Below are 17,277 nucleotides of genomic sequence, written 5' to 3' on the forward strand. Positions count from 1 at the left end.
TGGTTTCGGCGCCTCTAGTCGGCCGCGTCGATATAGGCCTTCACGCGGGCGAACAGGTCCTCGAACATCGGTGTGGTGAGGCGGCCCGTGTTCGTGTTGAGCCGTGAGCAGTGATAGCTGTTGAACACCCGATAGGGGCCGGCCTGAAACTCCGAGCCGTGGCCGGGGATGCCTGCGGAGCCTCTCAGGCCCAGAGCCTTGAGCACATTGCGCCGCGACACGTCGCCCAGGGTGACGATGGCCTTCAGCTTCGGGAAGGCTTCGATCCGCTTGGTCAGGAACGGCCGGCAGGTGTTCTCCTCGCTGGTCTCGGGCTTGTTGCCTGGCGGGGCGCAGCGGACGGCGTTGGTCACCGCGCTGCCGATCAGCTTGAGGGAGTCGTCAGGGCGCGCCTCGAACTTGCCGGTGGCGAAGCCGAACTTGATCAGGGTGTCGTAGAGCAGGGCCCCGGCATAGTCGCCGGTGAAGGGCCGCCCGGTGCGGTTGGCCCCCTTGCGACCGGGGGCCAGGCCCACGACCAGCAGTCGTGCATCCCGATCACCGAACGACGGGGCAGGGCCATTGAACCAGTCAGGATAGAGGTCCTGGTTCTCGCGGCGATAGGCCACCAGGCGCGGACACAGCGGACAGTCGCGCGGCGGCTCGGCGGGTGAGGGGACTGTTTCGCCGGCGATGTTGGAGGGCTGCTCAATACTCATCATCAGCCTCGCGCTCGGCCAGGGTGCGCGCATCAGCGGTCGGGCGCGGCGCAGGCGCGCGCTGAGGGCGGCCGACGATGTTGGCCAGGTCGTTCAGGTCGACGAAGTCATCAGCCTGGCGACGCAGGTCGTCGCTGGTCATTGGCGGCTGGCTCTTCATGGTTGAAACCACGGTCACCCGGCGACCCTTGCGCTGCACGGCCTCGACCAGGGCGCGGAAGTCGCCGTCGCCGGAGAACAGCACCAGATGGTCTGCGGTTTCGGCCATCTGCAGCATGTCGACGGCGATCTCGACGTCCATGTCGCCACGCCAGCGCTTGCGGCCCTGGCTGTCGGTGAACTCGCGCGCCGGCTTGGTGACCAGCGTAAAGCCATTGTAGTCGAGCCAGTCGACCAGCGGCCGGATGGGCGAATAGTCGTCGTTCTCGTTGATGGCGGTGTAGTAATAGGCCCGGATCAGAACGCCCCGCTTTCTGAACTCGTCGAGCAGTTTGCGGTAGTCGATGTCGAAGCCCAGCGCCTTGGCGGCCGAGTAGAGGTTGGCCCCGTCGATGAACAGGGCCAAACGGTCTGTGGGATAGAAGGTCAAAGCGGCAATTCCTTGGAAAATACGGTCGATCAAAATGGCTTGGACGAGGCCATTATCGTGGCGCTCGGCTGTAATCTGTCGGGAGCCTACACGAGTCGCGAAGCCTTGTTGGAAGCCGCGCTGGAGGCCTTTTCCTCAGAGGGCCTCGCTGTGGTGGCGCGCTCGTCGTGGTGGACATCCGCCGCCTGGCCTGATCCTGCCGGGCCTGCCTATCTGAACGGTGTAGCAGTGGTGCAAACCTCGCTCGATCCGGCGGGGACGCTCGCAGCCCTGCATCGCATCGAGGCGCGCTTTGGGCGGGCGCGCGGCGAACTCAACGCTTCCAGGACTCTGGATCTCGACCTGATCGCGCACGGCCGCAGGGTGATCTCCGACGTCGTGATGGCGCCGCATCCCCGCGCTCATGAGCGCCTGTTCGTGATGGGGCCCCTGGCCGAGATCGCGCCGGACTGGCGTCATCCCGTCAGCGGCGAGACCGCCGCCTACCTGGCGACCGCCGCCAGCATTGGGCGCGACGCCAGGCCCTGAACTTCGCGCACTGGACTTACCGGCGCGAAGCGGGCATAAGCGCCCCCTCGCGAAAGACGGGCAAAGACTCAGCGGCGTTGCGTAACGCCGCTCAAACCCTTATTTTGCAGAGCATCACGGCTAGCCCGAGGAATTCATGGCCCGCGTCACCGTCGAAGATTGCGTCGAGAAGGTTCCGAACCGTTTCGCACTGGTTCTGCTGTCCGCCCATCGGGCGCGCGGCATCTCGGCCGGCGCCGCCCTGCTGGTCGATCGTGACAACGACAAGAACCCGGTCGTCGCCCTGCGCGAGATCGCCGACGACGTCGTCGATCACGAAGGCCTCAAGGAACAGCTGATCAGCACGCTGCAGCGCGTCGATGAGCACACCGAAGCCGAAGAAGAAGCCGAGACCCTGGCCCTGCTGGCGGATCCGAGCCACATGCAGATGAGCGAACTGGAACTGGTTCGCGCCCTGCAAAGCGACCGCGATGGCGGTCAAGAGGAACGGTACTGAGCCCCGACGGCACAGACCCTCTGATTCTTGAAGCGGCGCCTGCCGCCGCTCCATCCGAACGCGCGTCCGAAGTTGCCCCGCCTGGGGCGGACTCGGGCGCGTCGTCGTTTCTGGCGACTAGCGAGGTCCAGGCCATCCCGACGCCGGCCGCCAAGCCGCGCCAGAAGATTCTTCGCCAGTACGAACTGATTGAGCGGGTCCATTCCTACGACCCGACCGCCGACGAAGCGCTGCTGAACCGCGCCTATGTCTACGCCATGCGCATGCACGGCAGTCAGACCCGGGCCAGCGGCGATCCGTACTATGCCCACCCCATCGAGGTGGCCGGCATTCTGACCGAGTACCGGCTCGACACCGCGACCATCGTCACGGCTCTGCTGCACGACGTGATCGAGGACACGCCCGTCACCCGCGAGGACATCGCGGGTCTGTTCGGCGACGAGATCGCCGAGTTGGTCGAGGGCGTGACCAAGCTATCCAAGCTGGAGCTCCAGGCCGAGCATTCGCGCCAGGCCGAGAACCTGCGCAAGTTCATCCTGGCCATCAGCAAGGACGTTCGCGTCCTGCTGGTGAAGCTGGCCGATCGTCTGCACAACATGCGGACGCTGCACTTCATCAAAAGCCAGGCCAAGCGCGAGCGCATCGCCCGCGAGACGCGCGACATCTACGCGCCTCTGGCCCGCAACATCGGCTGTCACCGCATCTGCACGGAGCTGGAGGAGCTCAGCTTCGAGCACACCAATCCGGTGGCCCGCAACGCGATCATTCGACGGCTGGACACCCTGCGCGCCGAGCAGGGCGGGGCTGTGGCGCTGGTCTCGCAAGAGATCGCGGCGCGACTGGAATCCGCTGGCGTGCCGGCCCGAGTCTTCGGCCGGGAAAAGTCGCCCTATTCGATCTGGCGCAAGTTGCAGCGCAAATCGATCGGCTTCTCGCAGATGTCCGACATCTACGCCTTCCGCGTGATCGTCGACAACGAGGAGGACTGCTATCGCGCCCTGGGCGTCCTGCACCGGTCCTGGTCCAGTGTGCCGGACCGCTTCAAGGACTTCATCTCGACGCCCAAGCGCAACAACTACCGCTCGCTGCACACCACGGTCGTGGGGCCGCGCGGCATGCGCATCGAGATGCAGATCCGCACCGAGGCCATGGACCGCGTCAACGAAGAGGGCGTCGCCGCCCACTTCCGCTACAAGGACGCCTCGTACGGCCTCGACCTGGAAGGCATGGAAGCCGCCGGCGGCCGCGATCCGCTGGCCAATCTGCGCCAGCTGGTCCAGGTGCTGGAGCATGGCGGCGACGCCGAGGAACTGGTCGAGCACGCCAAGCTGGAGATGTTCCTCGACCAGGTTTTCGTGTTCACGCCCAAGGGCAAGCTGGTCAGCCTGCCGCGCGGCGCCATGCCGCTCGACTTCGCCTATGCCGTGCACACCAGCGTCGGCGACACCTGCATTGGCGTGAAGATCAATGGCGAGCTGAAGCCGCTGCGCACCGGTCTCAACAACGGCGACGTGGTTGAGGTCATTCGGGGCTCCAAGCCCGTGGTGCCACCGGACTGGCGTTCGCTGACCGTGACCGGCCGCGCGCGCTCGGCGATCCGCCGCCACATCCGCCAGACCGAGAAAGAAGAGTTCCTGCGCCTGGGCAAGGCCTCAGTGGAGCAGATCTTCGAGCGGGCTGGCAAGAAGTTGAAGGACGTCTCGCTGCGGCCGATCCTAGAGCGGTTTGCGCTGGACAGCGACGAGACTCTGTTCGACGCCGTCGGCCGTGGCCGGGTCTCGCCCAGCCAGGTGCTGGAAACGGCCTTTCCAGGCATGAAGGACAGCGACATGGCCGCCGCCTCGGCCCGTCGGAAGATCGAGGGCGGCAAGGGCGCGCGCCTCTATGTGCGCGGCGGCGGGCTGACGCCTGGTGTCTCGCTGCACTTCGCCCAATGCTGCAGCCCAGTGCCGGGCGATCGCATCGTCGGCATCCTTCGCGAGGATGGCGACGCGGGCCAGGATGGGGGGCTGGACGTCCACACCATCGATTGCCCCAAGCTGGCCGACTACGAGGATCGCGAGGATCTGTGGCGCGACCTGAACTGGACGCCCGAGGCTGAGCGCGAGACGGTGTCGCTGACCCGCCTGCACGCCACGATCCAGAACGCGCCGGGCGTGCTGGGCCAAGTGTGCACGATCATCGGTGAGGCCGGCGGCAATATCGTCAACCTGCGCATGCACCATCGCCAGAGCGACTTTTTCGACACCGATATCGATGTCGAGGTTCGTGACGCCAAGCACCTGACCAACATCTCGGCGGCGCTGCGGGCCTGTCCTTCGGTCGAGACCGTAGACCGGACGCGCGGTTAGCCTTTCAGCGCCGCAATAGCGTCGGCCGTAGAAGCCGTCAGTGGCGAGGGCAGGGCGTTCAGAGCGAACCAGCCCCACTCCGACAGTGCGTGGTCTTCCTGGATCACCGGCTCGCCTTCGAACCGCTCCGTTCGATAGGTGATCGCCACCCAGTGATAGTCGTCGGCGATCATGTCAGTCACGGCCAGCACCGGTCCGGCGACAATTCTAACCCCCAGTTCCTCGAGGATTTCGCGTTCGGCGCAGGTGCGGGCGGCCTCGCCCCAGTCGAGCTTGCCGCCGGGAACGCCCCAGTGTGCGGCTTCGGGCGGCTTGACCCGCTTGACCAGCAGCAGGCGACCCTGATCGTCGAGGATGGCGGCGCCGCAGCCGATGCGGGGGCGGAGAGGTTCGGTCATGGGGGCGATAGAGCCAAATCCGATCCGCGACGCAAGGCGTGACCCCCGTTTGAAGACTCGCGCGCCTCAGCTATATCCCCGCCATGACCAATGATGACGTCCTCGACGAATTCCGCGCCGCAGGGGCCCTGCGCGAAGGCCACTTCGTGCTGTCCAGCGGCCTGCACAGCCCGGTCTTCCTGCAGAAGAACCTGGTGTTCATGCGGCCCGAGCGCTGCGAGCGCCTGTGCAAGGCCCTGGCCGAGAAGATCATCGCCACCGTCGGCCAGCCTGATGTGGCGGTGTCGCCGGCCGTGGGCGGGATCATCCCCGGTTATGAGACCGCTCGTCACCTGAACGTCGCCTCGATCTATGTCGAGCGCGAGGGCGGCGGGTTCAAGTTCCGGCGCGGCTTCCACCTGGAGCCCGGCCAGAAGGTCGTGATGGTCGAGGACATCGTCACCACCGGCCTGTCGTCGCGCGAGTGCATCGCCGCGATCCAGGAAGCCGGCGGCGAGGTCATCGCGGCGGCCTGCATCGTCGACCGCTCGGGCGGCAAGGTCGATGTCGGCGTGCCGCTGGTTTCTCTGTGCAGCCTGGAAGTGCCGGCCTATCCGGCCGACGCCCTGCCGCCGGAGCTGGCCGCGATCCCCATCGAGGATCCCGGCAGCCGCCGGCTGAAGGCTCAGTAGTTACTTGGCCGGGGCAGGCGGCGTCAGCTGCTTGACCGGCCATTCCACGCCCAGCTGTTCCAGGTAGGTCCCGTACTTGCCGGGATCGTAATAGAACCTGCTCATCGCCGGCCGGTAGGTGGCCATGATGTTGGCGTTGATCTGGGTCTGGGGCCTGTCGGTCGCCGCCAGCATCGGCACGTATTTCTGGTCCTTGGTCTGGACGTCCTTGAAATAGCTGCTGGCCGCGGCCAGCAGCTTGGGCTGGGTCAGGAGATCCAGCGCCGTCATCGCCACCACCTTGGAGCCCGCCGCCACGCCCTTGTGGGCGATGGGCGTGGCCATCGAGATGGCGTTGGCCCAATGGTGGCCGGGCAGCTCAGGGATATTGGCGGGATAGTTGATCGTGATGGTCGGCATGATCCACGAGATGTCGCCGATATCATCCGACCCGCCGCTTTCCGGCTTGGGATCGGGCGGCGATAGCCCCTTCAGCTTGACGTCGAGACCGGTCTGCTTGGGCGCGCCGATATTGGTCTGCACGGCCTTGGCGAAGGCCTGCTCGTCGGCGGTCCAGACCGGCAGGCCGACCGCCTCGATATTGGCCTGGGCGGCCTCGGCCATCGGGCGGTTGAAGTGGCGCGGCGCAGCCGTGCCGATCACCTGATGGTCGACCTTGGTGTCGGTCATGTCGGCCGCAGCCTGGGCGATCCTGTCGCCGATGGCGTAGTTCTTCTTGATCGCGTCGAAGCTCTGCTCGCGGAAATAGTACCAGACGCTGGCTTCGGACGGCACGACATTGGGCTGATCACCGCCATCGACGATGACGTAGTGCGAGCGCTGCTCGGGCCGTAGGTGCTCGCGGCGCATGTTCCAGCCGATGTTCATCAGCTCGACCGCGTCCAGCGCGCTGCGACCCCGCCAGGGCGCGCCGGCCGAGTGCGCGGACTCGCCGTGGAAGTTGTACTTCACAGACACCAGGCCCGTGCCCGTGGGCTGACCCCAGGTGGTGGCGAGGTTGGAGCCCACATGGGTGAAGATGGTGGCGTCCACGCCGTTGAAGACGCCGTCGCGGACCATGTAGGCCTTGCCGGCCACCAGTTCCTCGGCGACGCCGGGCCAGAGCATCAGGGTCCCGGCGATGTTCTCCTTGATCATCAGATCCTTGAGCGCCAGGGCGGCGACGACGTTCAGCGCCTGCCCGGAATTGTGGCCCTCGCCGTGGCCCGGCGCGCCGGCAACGATCGGGTCATGCCAAGGCACGCCAGGCTTCTGCGAGGCCTTGGGAATGCAGTCGATGTCGCTGCCGAAGGCGATCGTGGGGCCGCCCTTGCCGTGGGTCCAGGTTGCGGTCCAGGCCGTTGGAATGCCCGACACGCCGCGCACCAAGGTGAAGCCGTTCTCCTCCAGTACGCCGGTGATGTATTTCGAGGTCTCGATCTCCTGGAAGCCCAGCTCGCCGAAGGAGAAGATCTGGTCGTTCATCACCTGCGACAGCTTGGCCCGCGCCTCGACGCCGGCCACGGCCTGCGCCTTCAGGGCCTTGAGCTTGCTGGCTGAAACGGTCGGCGCCGCCATGGCTGAAACGGCCGTCGTGGCCAATAGCATCGCGAGGGCCGCAGCCTTTGCCGTTCTCAGGATCATGTCGAGCGCCCCCAATTGCCAGGCGAGAACTTTCAACGCCGCAGCGGGTGCTGTCCATGCCGTTTCCGCAAGTCGGACCAGAACCATGCGCCTGCCGCTTTTCTGGTCTCCACCCAAGGCCGGGAAGGGGATAGACTGCCGTCGACGGCCAGCGATCGGCCGCCGATCGCGTTCGAGGGCGGTAAAATTCTTAGCGAGCATCAGATCAGCGTCCGACTGGGCGTCAATATCGACCACGTGGCCACGATCCGGAACGCGCGCGGCTCCAGCTATCCCGAGCCGGTGCGCGCCGCCGAGCTGGCCCTGGCCGCCGGCGCCGACGGCATCACCGCCCACCTGCGCGAGGATCGTCGGCATATCTCCGACGCCGACATCGCGCTGCTGAACGACCTGTGTCTCAAGCGTGGCAAGCCGCTGAACTTCGAGATGGCCGTCACCGACGAGATGGTCGGCATCGCCCTGAAGGCCCGGCCGCATGCCGCCTGCCTGGTGCCCGAGCGCCGCGAAGAAGTGACCACCGAGGGCGGCCTCGACGTAGTGCGCGGCTATGACGCCATCGCCGCCGCCACCGGCCGTCTGCGCGAAGCCGGCGCCCGGGTGTCGTTGTTCATTGACGCCGAGGCCGGCCAGATCGAGGCCTCGCACCGCCTGGGCGCCCAGGTGATCGAACTGCACACGGGCGCCTATTGCGACGCCGCGCGGGCCGGGGAGGTCGATCGGGCCGCCGCCATCCTGCGCCGCCTGCAGGACGGCGCGGCCTTGGCCTCGAGCCTGGGTCTGGAGGTTCACGCGGGCCACGGCATCGACTACGCCACGGTCAAGCCGATCGCGGCCATCCCGCAGATCGCCGAGCTGAATATCGGCCACTTCCTGATCGGCGAGGCGATCTTTGTGGGGCTGCCTCAGGCCATTCATCGGATGCGGACCTTGATGGACGCGGCCCGCGCCGAGCTGGCCGCGTGATCATCGGCATCGGCTCGGACCTGTGCGATATCCGGCGGATCGAAAAGTCGCTGGAGCGGTTCGGCGACCGGTTCACCAACAAGGTGTTCACCGACATCGAGCGCACGCGGTCCGAGCGCAAGCCTGACCGCGCCAGCAGCTATGCAAAGCGGTTCGCCGCCAAGGAGGCCTGCTCCAAGGCCCTGGGCACAGGCCTCAAGCGCGGCGTGCATCTGGCCGGCATGGGCGTGGTCAACCTGCCGTCGGGCAAGCCGACCATGGCCCTGACCGGCGGCGCGGCGGCGCAACTGGCCTCGATGGTGCCCGCCGGCATGACGCCGGTGATCCATCTGTCGCTGACCGACGATCACCCCTACGCCCAGGCCTTCGTGATCATCGAGGCCATCTGAACCGCAAAACAGGATGCCGGGCCGATGAGCGAGTTTCTTCTGTTGATGCATGGCGACGCGGTCAACGAGGCGGCGGCGGACTGGTCGGCCTATCTGGACGGACTGGCTCAGGGCGGGCGTTTGCGCGGCGGCAGCAGCCTTGGCGGCGGCGCCTGTTTTCGCGGGGACGGGGCGTCGCGACCAACGTCCGACCATCTGACCGGCTTCATCAGGGTCGCGGCGGAGAGCCTGGAGGACGCGCGATCCTGCCTGGCCGGCAATCCCGTCTATGAGGCCGGGGGAACCGTGGAAATCCGTCTTCTGGTCGAGGATGAATAGCCTCTGCGCGACCGCCCAACCTCCGCCATGAAGGCGAGTTAACCGGCGTGGAGCTTGCCCGTAGAGTAAAGCGCGTCTAGCTAAGCCTGTCCGGTTCGCCGGAACCCCATTGTTCGAGAGCCCAGCGCCCGTATGACCGACGCCGCCGACGATAACGCGCCGCACCACGAACAGGGGGGCGCCGTCAAGGAATTCATCGAGATCATCAAGACGGTGGCCTATGCCCTGGGCATCGCCCTGGTGCTGCGGGTCCTGCTGTTCCAGCCCTTCACCATCCCGTCCGGGTCGATGGAGCCCAACCTGCTGGAAGGCGACTACATCATCGTCAGCAAGTTCAGCTATGGCTGGAGCAAGCACTCGATCCCGTTCAGCCCGCCGATCCTGAATGGCCGGATCCTGGACAAGGCGCCCAAGCGGGGCGACATCGTCGTCTTCAAGCTGCCGCGTGACAATCGCACCGACTATATCAAGCGCCTGATCGGCATGCCGGGCGACAGAGTCCAGGTGCGCGGCGGCGTGGTCATCATCAACGGCAAGCCCCTGGCCATGGCCACGCGCGATCCGGCCCTGGTCGACATGGGCTATGGTTTCACCCAGCAGGTTCAGCGCTTCGAGGAAACCAATCCCGAAGGCCGCAAGTACCAGACGCAGGACTACGGCCCCGACAGCCGCGGCGACAATACCGGCATCTATACGGTGCCCGAGGGCTGCTATTTCTTCATGGGCGACAACCGCGACAACTCGGCCGACAGCCGGTTCGACCCGGGCGTCTCGCCGTTCAAGACCGGTCCCGGCGTCTGCAAGTGGGACTATGAGCTGGACCAGTATATCGGCGACGAGGTCGGGGTCGGCTTCGTTCCGGCCGAGAACCTGGTCGGCAAGGCCCAGATCATCCTGCTGTCCTGGAACCGCAAAGCAGCCCTGTTCAAGCCCTGGACCTGGGTTCTGGACGCCCGCCCCAGCCGCTTCTTCCGCGTTCTGAAGTGATCCCCAGGGAAGCGATAAGTGTCCATGGATAGACGGGTCGTCGCCGTCGGCGACCTGGAGCGCCGGATCGGTCACACATTCAGCGACCGCGCGCTGCTGGAACAGGCCCTGACGCACGCCAGCGTCGGCGACGGCGCCAAGAAGACCGCCGACAACGAGGTCCTCGAGTTCATCGGCGACCGCGTGTTGGGCCTGCTGGCCGCCGAGGCCCTGGCCGAGCGGTTTCCGCAGGCCAAGGAGGGCGAGCTTGCGCCACGCCTCAACGCCCTGGTCAGCCGCGAGACCTGCGCCCGCGTTGCCCGCGCCGCCGAGCTGGGTCCGGCCCTGCGTCTGTCAGCCTCGTCCAGCAAGGTGGGCGGCCGCGAGACCGACTCCATCCTGGCCGGCGGTTGCGAGGCCCTGATGGCGGCCCTCTACCGCGATGGCGGGCTGGAGACGGCGCGCCGGGTGTTCCTGGACCTGTGGAGCGCCGAGTTCGACCGCTCCGCCCACGGCAAGCCGCGCGATCCCAAGACCGCGCTGCAGGAGTGGGCTCAGGCCCAGGGCAAGCCCTTGCCGACCTATGGCGTCAAGGACCGCACCGGCCCCGATCACGCGCCGGTCTTTACCGTGCAGGTGACCGTCGCCGGCGTTGATCCTGTCTTCGCTACCGGCCGTTCGCGCCAGGACGCCGAGAAGGCCGCCGCCAAGGCGCTGCTGGAGCGCGAGGGGGCGGAGTAGGGGCCAGTCCGGCGGACTGAGACTTCCTGGCCCCCTGCGCCGAGCTTAAACGCTTTCCAGGGTTCGGCTTTCCGCAGCGGCGGGCGTGAGCCGGCCGGTCAGGGCTTCCAACTGGGCATAGAGCGCCTGAGGCATGCGCGAGCCGAGGCGCTTGTAGGCGTCCAGGATCAGGGTGGCTTCCTCCAGCCAGATCGACCTGTCGACCGTCAGCAGCAGATTCAGCGCCGCCTGGTCGAGTCCCAATCCGGACACATCCAGCGCGCCAGAAGCGGGAAGGCGGCCGATGGCGCTGTCCACGGCGTCCGCCTCGCCTTCGAGCCGCTCGACGATCCATTTCAGGACGCGGGCGTTTTCCCCATAGCCGGGCCAGACGAACTTGCCGCTCTCGTCCTTGCGGAACCAGTTGACGAAATAGATGCGCGGCAGCTTGGCGGGATCGGCGCTGGCCCCGACCTTCAGCCAGTGGCTGAAATAGTCACCCATGTTGTAGCCGCAGAAGGGCAGCATGGCGAAGGGATCGCGGCGCAGTTCGCCGATCTTGCCTTCGGCTGCGGCGGTGCCTTCCGAGGCCACGTTCGAGGCCAGGAACACACCGTGCTCCCAGTCGAAGGCCTCGGTGACCAGCGGCACGGCCGACGCGCGGCGGCCACCGAACAGAATGGCCGAGATCGGCACGCCGGCCGGATCTTCCCACTCGTCGGCGATGACCGGGCACTGGCCGGCCGGTACGGCGAAGCGGGCGTTCGGATGGGCGGCCGGTTCGCCCACGGCGGGGCTCCAGGCCCGGCCCTTCCAGTCGGTCAGCCCCTCAGGCGGCGTGGGCGTGAGGCCTTCCCACCAGACGTCGCCATCGGCGGTGAGGGCGACATTGGTGTAGATGCAGTTGGCGTGCAGGGTGTCGATGGCGTTGCGGTTGGTCAGCACCCCGGTGCCGGGAGCCACGCCGAAGAAGCCCGCTTCGGGATTGATTGCATAGAGCCGACCATCGGGCCCAAAGCGCATCCAGCAGATATCGTCGCCGACGGTCTCGGCCTTCCAGCCGGGCAGGGTGGGCTGCAGCATGGCCATGTTGGTCTTGCCGCAGGCGCTGGGGAAGGCGGCGGCGACGTAGCGAACCTTGCCAGCCGGCGAGGTCAGCTTGAGGATCAGCATGTGCTCGGCCAGCCAGCCTTCGTCGCGGGCCATGACCGAAGCGATGCGCAGGGCATAGCACTTCTTGCCCAGAAGGGCGTTGCCGCCATAGCCAGAGCCGTAGGACCAGATTTCCCGGCTTTCCGGGAAGTGGACGATGTACTTGTCGTCATTGCAGGGCCAAGCGACATCGGCCTGACCATCCTCAAGCGGCGCGCCCAGGGTGTGAAGGGCGGGCACGAAGAAGCCATCGTCGCCCATGGCGTCCAGCGCGGCCTGGCCCATGCGGGTCATCACCCGCATCGAAACGGCCACATAGGCGCTGTCGGTGATCTCCACGCCCAAGGCGCTGATCGGCGAGCCGACCGGGCCCATCGAGAACGGCACGACATACATGGTGCGGCCGCGCATGCAGCCGTCGAACAGGCCATGCAGTGTGGCCCGCATTTCCACGGGGTCGCGCCAGTTGTTGGTCGGGCCGGCGTCTTCCTGATCCTGCGAACAGATGAAGGTGCGGCTCTCGACCCGGGCGACGTCTCGCGGATCCGAGGCGGCGTAAAAGGAGTTGGGGCGGAGTTCGGGGTTCAGGCGCTTGAGCGTGCCGGACGCGATCAGTTCGCCGGTCAGGCGCTCCCACTCGGCGTCCGAGCCGTCGCACCAATAGATGGCTTTGGGCTTGGTCAGGGCGGCGACTTCGTTGACCCATGTCACGAGACGCGCGTGTCTGGTCGGGGGCGCGATGGCGCCGGGCCCTTCATTTTGCATTGCTCATCCTGCCTGCGCATTTTGGCGAAACTATTGTTCGCCTTGGTCGTGAGTATAGCGCCCCAAGGCGCGGCGGATAGACTGTCTTATCTATGACAACGTTGTCGCTTTCTGGATTGGCGCAATGTTGCCCGTTAAGTATCCGCGAAGTGATGGCGGGCGATGTTTATCGGGGCGCTGGCTCATCGGCTGCTGGCCAGTTTTCGGCGTGGGCCACGGTCCTTGGGGCAGCGTCGTCATGGTGCGTTTTGTCGTTCGAGCGTGGCGCGGCGGACCAGGCTGGACGCGTTGATCCCGGCCCCGGGCCTCGCAAGGACGCGGCAAAGCCCGTCTCAGGGCGTCGCCTGCAACAGCCACCGCGGGCGCAGCTATTGAAACTCGGCTTTGGAACACTCAAGCTGTAGGCACGTTGTCCTCGGCCGGGCCTCGTCAAAGCCCGGTCTTGGCCGCCAGGAGAGCGCATGAGCCCGGACGACCTGCACGCTTCGGAGGCCGTCCAGGCCTCCGTCGCGCGAGACGTGGAACGCTACCAGGCGGTCAGACGGCGCACCGAGGCTATAGCGGCCCCGCTGTCGGCCGAGGATCAGGCCGCCCAGTCGATGGCCGACGCCAGTCCGACGAAGTGGCACAGGGCGCACACGACCTGGTTTTTCGAGACCTTCCTGCTGATCCCCTATCTCGATGGCTATGCGGTGTTTGATCCCCGCTTTGGCTACCTGTTCAATTCCTATTACGAGGCGCTGGGCCCCCGTCAGCCGAGGCCGGCGCGGGGCATGCTGACCCGTCCCTCGACCGCCGAGGTCGGCGCCTATCGCGCCCATGTCGATGCGGCGATGGAAGGGCTGCTGTCGGGCGCGCCGTTGCTCCGGGAGGCGCGTGAGCGCCTGGACCTGGGGCTTGCCCATGAAGAGCAGCATCAGGAACTGATCCTGATGGACATCCTGCATCTGCTTGCCCAGTCGCCGCTGGACCCGGCCTATCAGGCCCAGCCGGGCCGCCGCGTTCAGGACGCATTGGATCCGGAGCGGTTCGTGCCGTTCGAGGGCGGTCTGGTTGAGATCGGCGCCGGTGAAACAGGCTTTGCGTTCGATAACGAGCGCCCGCGGCACAAGACCTATCTGGCGCCCTATCGCTTGAGCGACCGACTGGTGACCAACGGCGAGTGGATCGCCTTCATCGAGGCGGGCGGCTACGCCAGGCCCGAGCTGTGGCTTTCCGACGGCTGGGCGCGCGTGGTCGATGAAGGTTGGGCGGCGCCGCTCTATTGGCGCCAGGAAGGGGACGGCTGGTCGGCCATGACCTTGACCGGGCGTCGGCCCGTCGAACGCGGCGAGCCGGTCTCGCATGTCAGCTACTATGAGGCGGCGGCCTATGCGACCTGGTCGGGGCGGCGCCTGCCGACTGAAGCCGAGTGGGAAGCCGCTGCGCGCGCGCCGGGCGCCGCCGGCCTGCGCCAGCTGCATGGCCATGTGTGGCAGTGGACCTCCAGCAGCTATGCCGCCTATCCCGGGTTTCGTCCCGGCGCGGGAGCGCTGGGCGAGTACAACGGCAAGTTCATGATCAACCAGATGGTGCTGCGTGGCGGTTGCGCGGCGACCCCGCCGGGTCATACGCGGACGACCTATCGCAATTTCTTTCATCCGGAGAAGCGCTGGGTTTTCGCGGGCGTCCGACTGGCCGACGACGCCAGGGTCCTGGAGCTTTCGAGCGACAACCAGTTTCGGGACGATGTGGTGGCGGGGCTCTCGGCCCGTCGCAAGACGCTGCCCAGCAAGTATTTCTATGACGCCGAGGGCTCGCGGCTGTTCGAGGCGATCTGCGATCTGCCGGAATATTACCTGACCCGCACCGAGACGGCGCTACTGCGCCAGATCGCGCCGGAGATCGCCGCGCGGATCCCCGATGGCGCGGCGCTGGTGGAGTTCGGCAGTGGGGCCAGCGTCAAGACCCGGATCCTTCTGGACGCGGCGCCGCAACTCTCGGCCTATGCGCCCATCGATATCAGCCAGAGCGCGCTGGACGAGGCGACCGTCGCGATCGAGGCCAGCTATCCCTCGCTGACCGTCGCGCCGCTGGTTGACGACTTCACGCGGGCCCTGCGGCTACCCTCGGCCGTGGCGGCGTGTGTCGCGGTCGGTTTCTTTCCCGGATCCACCATCGGCAACTTCCCGCCGCTCGAAGCCGAAGACTTCCTGCGTCGGGCCGGCGAACTGCTGGGCGATGGCGCGATGATGGTGGTGGGCGCGGACGTCGCCAAGTCTGCCGAGGTGCTGATCCCGGCCTATGACGACGCCCAGGGCGTCACGGCGGCCTTCAACCTCAACATCCTTGTGCGGATCAATCGCGAACTGGGCGGTGATTTCGACCTTGCGGGCTTTGCGCACAGGGCCGTGTGGAACGAGCAGGAAAGCCGGGTCGAGATGCATCTGGTCAGCGCGACGGCCCAGCGCGTGACGATCGCGGGGCGGACGTTCGACTTCGCGGCGGGTGAAACCATCCACACCGAGAACTCGTACAAGTATCGGCCCGAGGCTTTTGAGGCCATCGCGCGCCGGGCGGGGTGGACCGTCTCGCGCAAGTGGGAAAGCATCCAGCCCGCGTTCGGGGTCTATGTCCTGACCCGATAGGCTAGACGATCGAAAGCGCGCTGGACGGAGGTCCAGCGCGCTTCGGGCGTGTTCAGGTCAGGCGTTCAGTCGCCGGGGCGCAGGTTGCGGGAAGAGGATCCACCCTTGCGACCGGCATTGGCGGCAAGATCGCGGTCCTTGGCGAAGCTTCGCTTCTCGCTGGGTACGCTGGCTCCGCCTTTGCGCGCGATCTCGCGGCGACGTTCAGGGTCCATGGCGGCGAAGCCGCGGCGGCCACGGGGCCGTTCGCTGTCGAGGTCCATACGGTGCTCCTAATCGATACTGGTCACGGTCGACGAACGGGGCGCGGCGTCATAGGGACGGTCGTCCCCAGGATCGACCGGTGACACGGGGGAGGGCATTTCATCGGGCGTTGACCCCGGGTCGTATTCCGGAGGCTGCGGCTCGACAGGAGGCGGTGCGTTGGGGTCGGTCATGGCGTCGTGTCCTGCGCGTTCAGTGACGTAACCAGCGAAGCCACGTTCGGTTCACCTCAAAGCGTGAGTAAATGCACGCAACAGGCGCAGGGCCTGTCAGGCAAAGGGATTGAGCGCTTGTCGAAACTGACGAAATCCAGACCAGCCAGCCACATCACGCCCCCGCACTGGCGGCTTGGCGCGGGCTGTGCGGTCGGTCTGATCGTCTGGGCGGCTGCGCTCTGGCTGCAGGCTCCGAGAGGCTCTCACCTGTTGCTGGGCTGGGACGGGGCCGCCTTCACCTATCTGATCCTGACCTGGCGGATATTCCTGCGCGCCGACGAGGCCGAGATCCGCGATCGGGCGGCTCAGGACGACGAGGGGCAGCCGGTCCTGCTGTTGATCGTGCTGGCCGCCATTGTCGCCAGCCTTGGTGCCGTGGTCGATGCGATGGTGGCGGCGCGGACGGCCCAGGGTCTGGCCAAGGGGCTCATCGCCACCAGCGCGGGCGCCACCCTGGTCCTGTCCTGGCTGGTGCTGCAGACGGTCTTCGTGCCGCACTATGCCCATCGTCATTTCGGGGACGGCAAGAGCAAGGGCGGAATCGGTTTTCCTGGTGAGCCGCCGACCAGCTACATGGATTTCGTCTATCTGGCTTTTAGTGTCGGGGCGACCTTCCAGGTGTCAGACAACACCATACTGACCTCGCGCCTGCGCCGGCTGGTCACCGCCCATGCGGCGACCGCTTTCGCCTACAACACCGCCATCCTGGCCCTTGGCATCAACATCATCGCCAGCGTGGTGGGCGGCTAGCGGCGCCGCCCCTGGACGGGGGTGGCGGGCAGTTCCTCCACGCGCAGAAGGGCATCCTGGTCCGCATCAAGCAGCGCAAAGCGTGACCTGGCGGCCTTGACGGCCTCTTCGCGTGAGATGCGGCGGTTGAAGTCCGCGTCGGCGCCCATGACCGGCTGGGGCTCGGCCAGCAGGGCGTAGGGCGCGGCCCCCTGCAGGGCGCCGCCGACCAGTCCGCCGCGCTTGCGGGGCGGACCATCGCCGCCGCCGCCGGGAGGACCGCCCCGTCCGCCTCGTCCCCCGCCAAGCGGCATGTTGACCCCCTGCAGGATTTCCGGCGCGATGTTTCGCTCATAGGCCGAGACCTCGAACCCATCGATGACGCCGTCCTTGTCCGTATCGAGCACAGTGAAGAAGCGGCCGGCGTCGGCGACGAACTCATCGCGCGACAACGCGCCGTCACGGTTGGCGTCCGCAGCGGAGAACCAGACCGCGACGGGGTAGGGCGCCTCCACCGGAGCCCGGAAGGGCTCGCCAGCCGGGCTGATGAAAAGTTGAGGCCGGGGCCGTCCGGGCCCGTGTTCGCCGCCCTCGCGGGGCGGGGGGCCGAAACCGCGTCCGGGCTTGGGTTCCTCTTCGCCGCCGGGCGCCGCATGGGCGGCCGTCGACAGGAACAGGGCGGCCAGGACGGCTGTGGTCGCAACGCGAGATGTCATGAGGAACTCCTTCCCCCGGGCATCAAGCGCGGCGAGATTGCCGGGGAATGTCAGTCGCCAGTCTGAGCCTTGCACGCCGGCAACAAAGCGACGCCTGGG

General features: G+C 66.8%; 18 protein-coding genes. 11 read left to right on the plus strand and 7 right to left on the minus strand.

Annotated elements, in window-relative coordinates; translation table 11 throughout:
• Positions 1-14: 14 nt before the first annotated feature.
• Together ACN2C7_RS08840 and ACN2C7_RS08845 are read right to left on the minus strand one after the other, a co-directional pair.
• The gene (locus tag ACN2C7_RS08840) at positions 15-692 is read right to left on the minus strand and encodes a uracil-DNA glycosylase (RefSeq protein WP_419321441.1); all 678 of its coding nucleotides are present in this window, start codon (positions 690-692) and stop codon (positions 15-17) included.
• The gene (locus ACN2C7_RS08845) at positions 688-1,287 is read right to left on the minus strand and encodes an NYN domain-containing protein (RefSeq protein ID WP_419321144.1); all 600 of its coding nucleotides are present in this window, start codon (positions 1,285-1,287) and stop codon (positions 688-690) included. Before ACN2C7_RS08845 ends, ACN2C7_RS08840 begins: the two co-directional genes overlap by 5 nt.
• A 12-nt stretch (positions 1,288-1,299) precedes the next feature.
• On the opposite strand from ACN2C7_RS08845, the gene folK reads away from it, so the two are divergent.
• The 3 genes from folK to ACN2C7_RS08860 all read left to right on the plus strand — a co-directional run bounded on the left by folK (position 1,300) and on the right by ACN2C7_RS08860 (position 4,662).
• Positions 1,300-1,815: a 2-amino-4-hydroxy-6-hydroxymethyldihydropteridine diphosphokinase gene (gene folK, locus ACN2C7_RS08850; RefSeq protein ID WP_419321145.1), complete on the plus strand. Its 516-nt coding sequence runs from the start codon at positions 1,300-1,302 to the stop codon at positions 1,813-1,815.
• Positions 1,816-1,951: 136 nt separating this feature from the next.
• Positions 1,952-2,311 (plus strand): DNA-directed RNA polymerase subunit omega, encoded by a 360-nt coding sequence (gene rpoZ / locus ACN2C7_RS08855; RefSeq protein ID WP_035049486.1) that lies wholly within the window; start codon positions 1,952-1,954, stop codon positions 2,309-2,311.
• Between the two features lie 257 nt (positions 2,312-2,568).
• Positions 2,569-4,662: a RelA/SpoT family protein gene (locus ACN2C7_RS08860; protein WP_419321146.1), complete on the plus strand. Its 2,094-nt coding sequence runs from the start codon at positions 2,569-2,571 to the stop codon at positions 4,660-4,662.
• Here the strand turns inward: ACN2C7_RS08860 and ACN2C7_RS08865 are convergent.
• Positions 4,659-5,060, minus strand: a complete 402-nt coding sequence (locus tag ACN2C7_RS08865) for an NUDIX domain-containing protein (RefSeq protein WP_419321147.1) — start codon at positions 5,058-5,060, stop codon at positions 4,659-4,661. The two genes, ACN2C7_RS08860 and ACN2C7_RS08865, sit on opposite strands and share 4 nt — an antisense overlap.
• A gap of 83 nt (positions 5,061-5,143) precedes the next feature.
• Here ACN2C7_RS08865 and pyrE point away from each other — a divergent pair, with 83 nt between their 5' ends.
• On the plus strand, positions 5,144-5,731 hold the full coding sequence (gene pyrE / locus ACN2C7_RS08870) for an orotate phosphoribosyltransferase (RefSeq protein WP_035049495.1): 588 nt from the start codon (positions 5,144-5,146) through the stop codon (positions 5,729-5,731).
• On the opposite strand, the gene ACN2C7_RS08875 is transcribed toward pyrE, so the two are convergent.
• Positions 5,732-7,318: an amidohydrolase gene (locus ACN2C7_RS08875; RefSeq protein ID WP_419321442.1), complete on the minus strand. Its 1,587-nt coding sequence runs from the start codon at positions 7,316-7,318 to the stop codon at positions 5,732-5,734.
• 240 nt (positions 7,319-7,558) lie between these two features.
• On the opposite strand from ACN2C7_RS08875, the gene ACN2C7_RS08880 reads away from it, so the two are divergent.
• The 5 genes from ACN2C7_RS08880 (at position 7,559) to rnc (ending at position 10,731) form a co-directional block, all read left to right on the plus strand.
• On the plus strand, positions 7,559-8,317 hold the full coding sequence (locus tag ACN2C7_RS08880; protein ID WP_419321443.1) for a pyridoxine 5'-phosphate synthase: 759 nt from the start codon (positions 7,559-7,561) through the stop codon (positions 8,315-8,317).
• On the plus strand, positions 8,314-8,706 hold the full coding sequence (acpS, locus tag ACN2C7_RS08885; RefSeq protein WP_419321149.1) for a holo-ACP synthase: 393 nt from the start codon (positions 8,314-8,316) through the stop codon (positions 8,704-8,706). The genes ACN2C7_RS08880 and acpS overlap by 4 nt, the downstream gene beginning before the upstream one ends.
• 24 nt (positions 8,707-8,730) lie before the next feature.
• Positions 8,731-9,024 (plus strand): YciI family protein, encoded by a 294-nt coding sequence (locus ACN2C7_RS08890; protein ID WP_419321150.1) that lies wholly within the window; start codon positions 8,731-8,733, stop codon positions 9,022-9,024.
• Positions 9,025-9,156: 132 nt separating this feature from the next.
• Positions 9,157-10,011: a signal peptidase I gene (lepB, locus tag ACN2C7_RS08895; RefSeq protein ID WP_419321151.1), complete on the plus strand. Its 855-nt coding sequence runs from the start codon at positions 9,157-9,159 to the stop codon at positions 10,009-10,011.
• Between the two features lie 24 nt (positions 10,012-10,035).
• Positions 10,036-10,731 carry a ribonuclease III gene (gene rnc / locus ACN2C7_RS08900; RefSeq protein ID WP_419321152.1) on the plus strand — a complete coding sequence of 232 codons (696 nt, stop codon included), beginning with the start codon at positions 10,036-10,038 and terminating at the stop codon, positions 10,729-10,731.
• 45 nt (positions 10,732-10,776) lie between these two features.
• On the opposite strand, the gene ACN2C7_RS08905 is transcribed toward rnc, so the two are convergent.
• Positions 10,777-12,627 (minus strand): phosphoenolpyruvate carboxykinase (GTP), encoded by a 1,851-nt coding sequence (locus tag ACN2C7_RS08905; RefSeq protein ID WP_419321153.1) that lies wholly within the window; start codon positions 12,625-12,627, stop codon positions 10,777-10,779.
• A 461-nt stretch (positions 12,628-13,088) separates the two neighbouring features.
• Here ACN2C7_RS08905 and egtB point away from each other — a divergent pair, with 461 nt between their 5' ends.
• Positions 13,089-15,254, plus strand: a complete 2,166-nt coding sequence (gene egtB / locus ACN2C7_RS08910) for an ergothioneine biosynthesis protein EgtB (RefSeq protein ID WP_419321154.1) — start codon at positions 13,089-13,091, stop codon at positions 15,252-15,254.
• A 65-nt stretch (positions 15,255-15,319) separates the two neighbouring features.
• Here the strand turns inward: egtB and ACN2C7_RS08915 are convergent, their stop codons facing one another.
• Positions 15,320-15,517, minus strand: a complete 198-nt coding sequence (locus ACN2C7_RS08915) for a general stress protein (protein WP_419321155.1) — start codon at positions 15,515-15,517, stop codon at positions 15,320-15,322.
• A 291-nt stretch (positions 15,518-15,808) separates the two neighbouring features.
• Between ACN2C7_RS08915 and ACN2C7_RS08920 the strand changes: the two genes are divergently transcribed.
• Positions 15,809-16,483: a DUF1345 domain-containing protein gene (locus tag ACN2C7_RS08920; protein ID WP_419321156.1), complete on the plus strand. Its 675-nt coding sequence runs from the start codon at positions 15,809-15,811 to the stop codon at positions 16,481-16,483.
• On the opposite strand, the gene ACN2C7_RS08925 is transcribed toward ACN2C7_RS08920, so the two are convergent.
• Positions 16,480-17,178: a hypothetical protein gene (locus ACN2C7_RS08925; RefSeq protein ID WP_419321158.1), complete on the minus strand. Its 699-nt coding sequence runs from the start codon at positions 17,176-17,178 to the stop codon at positions 16,480-16,482. The genes ACN2C7_RS08920 and ACN2C7_RS08925 overlap by 4 nt on opposite strands.
• Between the last annotated feature and the right edge of the window lie 99 nt (positions 17,179-17,277).

The sequence above is a fragment of the Caulobacter sp. ErkDOM-E genome, from assembly GCF_048541895.1.
Classification (GTDB): Bacteria; Pseudomonadota; Alphaproteobacteria; order Caulobacterales; family Caulobacteraceae; genus Caulobacter.

Excerpts from the sequence above, each read along its gene's own strand:
- rpoZ (WP_035049486.1), top strand. The coding sequence starts at position 1,952 with ATGGCCCGCGTCACCGTCGAAGATTGCGTCGAGAAGGTTCCGAACCGT.
- ACN2C7_RS08860 (WP_419321146.1), top strand. The coding sequence starts at position 2,569 with ATGCGCATGCACGGCAGTCAGACCCGGGCCAGCGGCGATCCGTACTAT.
- ACN2C7_RS08865 (WP_419321147.1), bottom strand. The coding sequence starts at position 5,060 with ATGACCGAACCTCTCCGCCCCCGCATCGGCTGCGGCGCCGCCATCCTC.
- pyrE (WP_035049495.1), top strand. The coding sequence starts at position 5,144 with ATGACCAATGATGACGTCCTCGACGAATTCCGCGCCGCAGGGGCCCTG.
- ACN2C7_RS08875 (WP_419321442.1), bottom strand. The coding sequence starts at position 7,318 with ATGCTATTGGCCACGACGGCCGTTTCAGCCATGGCGGCGCCGACCGTT.
- ACN2C7_RS08890 (WP_419321150.1), top strand. The coding sequence starts at position 8,731 with ATGAGCGAGTTTCTTCTGTTGATGCATGGCGACGCGGTCAACGAGGCG.
- lepB (WP_419321151.1), top strand. The coding sequence starts at position 9,157 with ATGACCGACGCCGCCGACGATAACGCGCCGCACCACGAACAGGGGGGC.
- rnc (WP_419321152.1), top strand. The coding sequence starts at position 10,036 with ATGGATAGACGGGTCGTCGCCGTCGGCGACCTGGAGCGCCGGATCGGT.
- ACN2C7_RS08905 (WP_419321153.1), bottom strand. The coding sequence starts at position 12,627 with ATGCAAAATGAAGGGCCCGGCGCCATCGCGCCCCCGACCAGACACGCG.
- egtB (WP_419321154.1), top strand. The coding sequence starts at position 13,089 with ATGAGCCCGGACGACCTGCACGCTTCGGAGGCCGTCCAGGCCTCCGTC.
- ACN2C7_RS08915 (WP_419321155.1), bottom strand. The coding sequence starts at position 15,517 with ATGGACCTCGACAGCGAACGGCCCCGTGGCCGCCGCGGCTTCGCCGCC.
- ACN2C7_RS08925 (WP_419321158.1), bottom strand. The coding sequence starts at position 17,178 with ATGACATCTCGCGTTGCGACCACAGCCGTCCTGGCCGCCCTGTTCCTG.